Here is a 3,650-nt window from a genome sequence, read left to right on the forward strand (position 1 = left end):
ATTTACATACCCTTCCGATGTTGGGAAAAATTGTAAATCATTGTTTTTGTATTGAAATCCACCTAAATAATCTGTGGTGGTCACTTTGGTACCATCTATTACTACTTTTCTTAGCTTTAAACCGTTTGCATTGTAGGCGTAATGTATCCTTTTGTTGCTGTTCCAAATAACTTCTGTAGGTAAATTTAAGTGATTGTATTTGATTTCGGAAATTCCTTTGTTCAAATCTTTTGTTAAATTTCCGTTTTCATCGTAAGCATAATCATTCCCCGTGTTTGTTCCGTCTTTAAAACCGCTTGCATGCGAGACTTTGTCTTTTACTTTCAGCAATTTGTTGGAGTTGGCTTGATAGGTATATTCCAAATCATCAATGTTGGTTCCGTCTTTGACCCCACCTGGCTGCGAAACTTTGCCTTTTACTTTTAATTCATACGAGTGTTGTTTAAAACAATTATATTTTCTTTAGATTTGTAGAGCTTTTTCACTTCTTTTGTATGATTATTTTTTAAATAAATTGTACTATCATTTATAATTGTAAATTTATAGTCCCATTTACATCTAATATTAATTACAGAATCATTTATTATCCTCCATTTATCACATTCTCCTATTAACTTGCTATAATCAGAAAGCTCGTAATTATTTCTCTTTCCATCAACCGTTACTGAATAAACTTTACATTCTCCATTCTTTGAAAAACTTAAAGACTGAATCCGTTTATCACCAGATATATCGCTATACTTATAATAATCCCAATAAGTTATATCTTCTTTTGTAAGAAGATTATATAAATCATTTCTATAATCACACTGAAAGAATAACAAACTACATAGAAGGATTATCCAATTTTTCATATTTAAAGCCATTATATGTGTTTTTTCCATTAATTTTTAAATTATAACTAGCCCCTCTAACTGAACCTAAAAATTGTGGTACCGATAAATGCAAACTCCCCTTATTTTTAGAATTATAAGTACTTATAGAACTATTAAGCCCTTTTTCATTTATTTCATTATTATCATATGCATTTAAAACCCTATTAACAAATTGATTTGCATTATTAATCTTATAATCATCTGTTGCTTCATTAAAATCAGGACTTGAAGCTTCTCTTAAATATGTATCTGCATGATCCGAGAATTGATTCACCTCATTTTTATCATGGTCTATTTCATGGTTTATTACTGAATTTAAATTTCCATAATTGTCCAATTTACCTCTATCAAAAGTGTCTTTCCTTATTACTATTTTACCTTTCCCCTCATGATATGCACTACCATCTCCTTTGGCTGTTGTTACTTTGACAGTACCTGTAAAACCTTTATTATTTGTATAATGGGCTGAAATTTTGGCTAAAGCTCTTATAGATCCCCTAGAGTTATCCAGCTTTGATGGAGAGACATATTTTTTGGTATTACTTGCATATATTTTAATATCTGTTTTACCATCATCAACACGTTTAATAAAATTTCCTTTAGAGTCGAAAAAATCAGTGTTCGGCGCCATCCCATCTGGATCAATAAAGAATACAGGATTGTTGAACGCATAGTTATAAGGCGAGTGGCGTCTCATCTTCTCCGCCAGTGGATCCACATTCATCCACCTACCCAGAGCAGGGTCGTAATTCCTCGCTCCATAATCATACAACCCAAGCCCCAACTCATCTTGGAACTCTTTCCCGTTGTACTTATACTGGTAATTCACCGAACCACTTGAGAGCGTATTACTCAAACCAATGCCGAAGTCTGCTGCTATATTAGTGCTGCCGTCTGAATCTTTGTCTATACCGATGACTTGTTTCAGCGATTGATATCCTTTATGCTTCAAACCAAAAGGGTTAATCTAAAAATTAACAACCAAAATATAGGTAATATTATTTAATTGATATAGGCTTACCACTAAAAAATTTAAAGATTTCTTTAATAAAAATGTAGCTACTTTATAAAATAACAAAAGGCAAACTAACGTTTGCCTTTTGCTTTATTGTGAATTATTTGGTTCTGGTTCAGGTATATAAATATCATCGAAATAAAATAATTTTTTTTGATGATGTTCTTGAGGTAATAATACCTTAAACTTATTATTTTCAAGAAGTTCTACAACCTCATATCTAGGATGATACATATAAATATCTTCTTGATTGTACATTAATGAATCATATTTACTTAATCCTATAGTATCTAATTTATTAAATTTATCCTTAAAAAATTTTTTAGAATAAAATACTATTAAATGATTCTCATAATTTTTATATACGGATATGGAATCTTTATTAATGTATTTTGCGGTAGAAATTTTAATATAATCCTTGTTATCTTTTTTTTCATGAGTAACTGTATAAATAACATTAGGATATGGTTTTGGTAAATAATTAGAAATAGAATCCACTACTTTATAAATTTCTTCTACTAGTGGAGATGAATTTGTTGATTGTAAATCTATTTCTGTTTTTTTACAACTAATTGAAATTAGAAATAAAATAAGTAATAAAAGGTTATTTTTTAACATCTTTATAATTAATTTTATTAATACTACCTACAGAACCTGGTGTAAAAGTGCCTGAATTTGAAGTTCCAAATCGATTTAATTCAATAACCTTATTTCCTAAACCTTCATGAACAGTGAAAAATCTTGATAGCATGGAACTCTTTTTTAAGGTTGAAGCATGTACACTTCTCCTTGTACTTTGATCAGATAACCATTGATTTCCAACTTCATTAGGATGAGACCCTGCATAGCCATCATGATTATGATAGAATGCTATTATATTATCATAACCTCCAATTCTATCAGTCATTGCTCTAAATGTTTTACCAAGAGCATCAAACTCCATTTGAGTACCAATTAGATAATTATTACTATTCCCATTTTGTTGAAATTTCATTAAGCCAAATTCTATATTTGAATAAGTATTTGCATTTAGAAAATTAAAAACGTTAACTGCATCATTGACATTATTTGTATATCCAATTCTAACTTCACCTATGCTAGCCCCATTTTTATTATTTTCATTTCTAAAATTTGCTAAATATCCAGTTGCTTTGGATAAATCTCCTATTACAGAACTATCACTCGCTCTTCCTTTTTGAACAGTAACACTTTTATTTTTATTTACAGAACCGTCATTATTAGAAGCATATAAAGTATCTGACTTATCAGTAGTTTCTTTAATTAATTTAACCTGTCCATTTTTTAATAATTGATAATCATGTTCTACTTGCATACCATCGGGGTCAATAAAAAAGATAGGATTATTAAGAACATAAGTATAGGGAGAATTAGTAATATATTTCTCCGCTAGCGGATCCACATTGAACCAACGTCCAATGGCAGGATCGTAGTTTCGTGCCCCGTAGTCGTATAAGTTGATGTTAAACTCCTCTTGCAGTTCTTTGCCGTTGTATTTGTAGTTATAACTATCACTACCCGAGGTTTGCATATTTACTACACCTATACCCACACGAACATCACTACTATTTACAATTTCTACACCCAAGGTCAAATCATTGTAACCTGTATGTTTCAAACCAAAAGGATAATAATGGTTTTCTTCTATTACTTTTAGTTTACTTTCGGTATCATCCCAAGCGTAGCTTACACGCACGTTCCCTAAGTGATCGGTGTAATTGTAAACATAATTATAAGTTCTG

General features: G+C 30.4%; 3 protein-coding genes and 2 pseudogenes. All 5 read right to left on the reverse strand.

Features of this window, described 5'->3' with window-relative positions; genetic code table 11:
* Nucleotides 1–363 (reverse strand): annotated as a pseudogene (locus tag HMPREF2660_RS06075) (RHS repeat-associated core domain-containing protein); the annotation flags it as partial.
* A 59-nt stretch (nucleotides 364–422) separates the two neighbouring features.
* Nucleotides 423–866: a hypothetical protein gene (locus tag HMPREF2660_RS06080; RefSeq protein ID WP_070486136.1), complete on the reverse strand. Its 444-nt coding sequence runs from the start codon at nucleotides 864–866 to the stop codon at nucleotides 423–425.
* Nucleotides 826–1,725: pseudogene (locus HMPREF2660_RS06085) on the reverse strand (RHS repeat-associated core domain-containing protein); the annotation flags it as partial. The gene HMPREF2660_RS06080 and the pseudogene HMPREF2660_RS06085, both read right to left, overlap by 41 nt.
* 255 nt (nucleotides 1,726–1,980) lie before the next feature.
* On the reverse strand, nucleotides 1,981–2,508 hold the full coding sequence (locus HMPREF2660_RS06090; RefSeq protein ID WP_070486140.1) for a hypothetical protein: 528 nt from the start codon (nucleotides 2,506–2,508) through the stop codon (nucleotides 1,981–1,983).
* Nucleotides 2,495–3,650, reverse strand: a 1,156-nt coding sequence (locus tag HMPREF2660_RS06095; protein ID WP_168160795.1) for an RHS repeat-associated core domain-containing protein, incomplete at its 5' end; no start/stop codon positions are given. The genes HMPREF2660_RS06095 and HMPREF2660_RS06090, both read right to left, overlap by 14 nt.

The organism is Weeksella sp. HMSC059D05 (assembly GCF_001809725.1).
In the GTDB taxonomy this organism is placed as follows: Bacteria; Bacteroidota; Bacteroidia; order Flavobacteriales; family Weeksellaceae; genus Weeksella; species Weeksella virosa.

Excerpts from the sequence above, each read along its gene's own strand:
- HMPREF2660_RS06080 (WP_070486136.1), bottom strand. The coding sequence starts at position 866 with ATGGCTTTAAATATGAAAAATTGGATAATCCTTCTATGTAGTTTGTTA.
- HMPREF2660_RS06090 (WP_070486140.1), bottom strand. The coding sequence starts at position 2,508 with ATGTTAAAAAATAACCTTTTATTACTTATTTTATTTCTAATTTCAATT.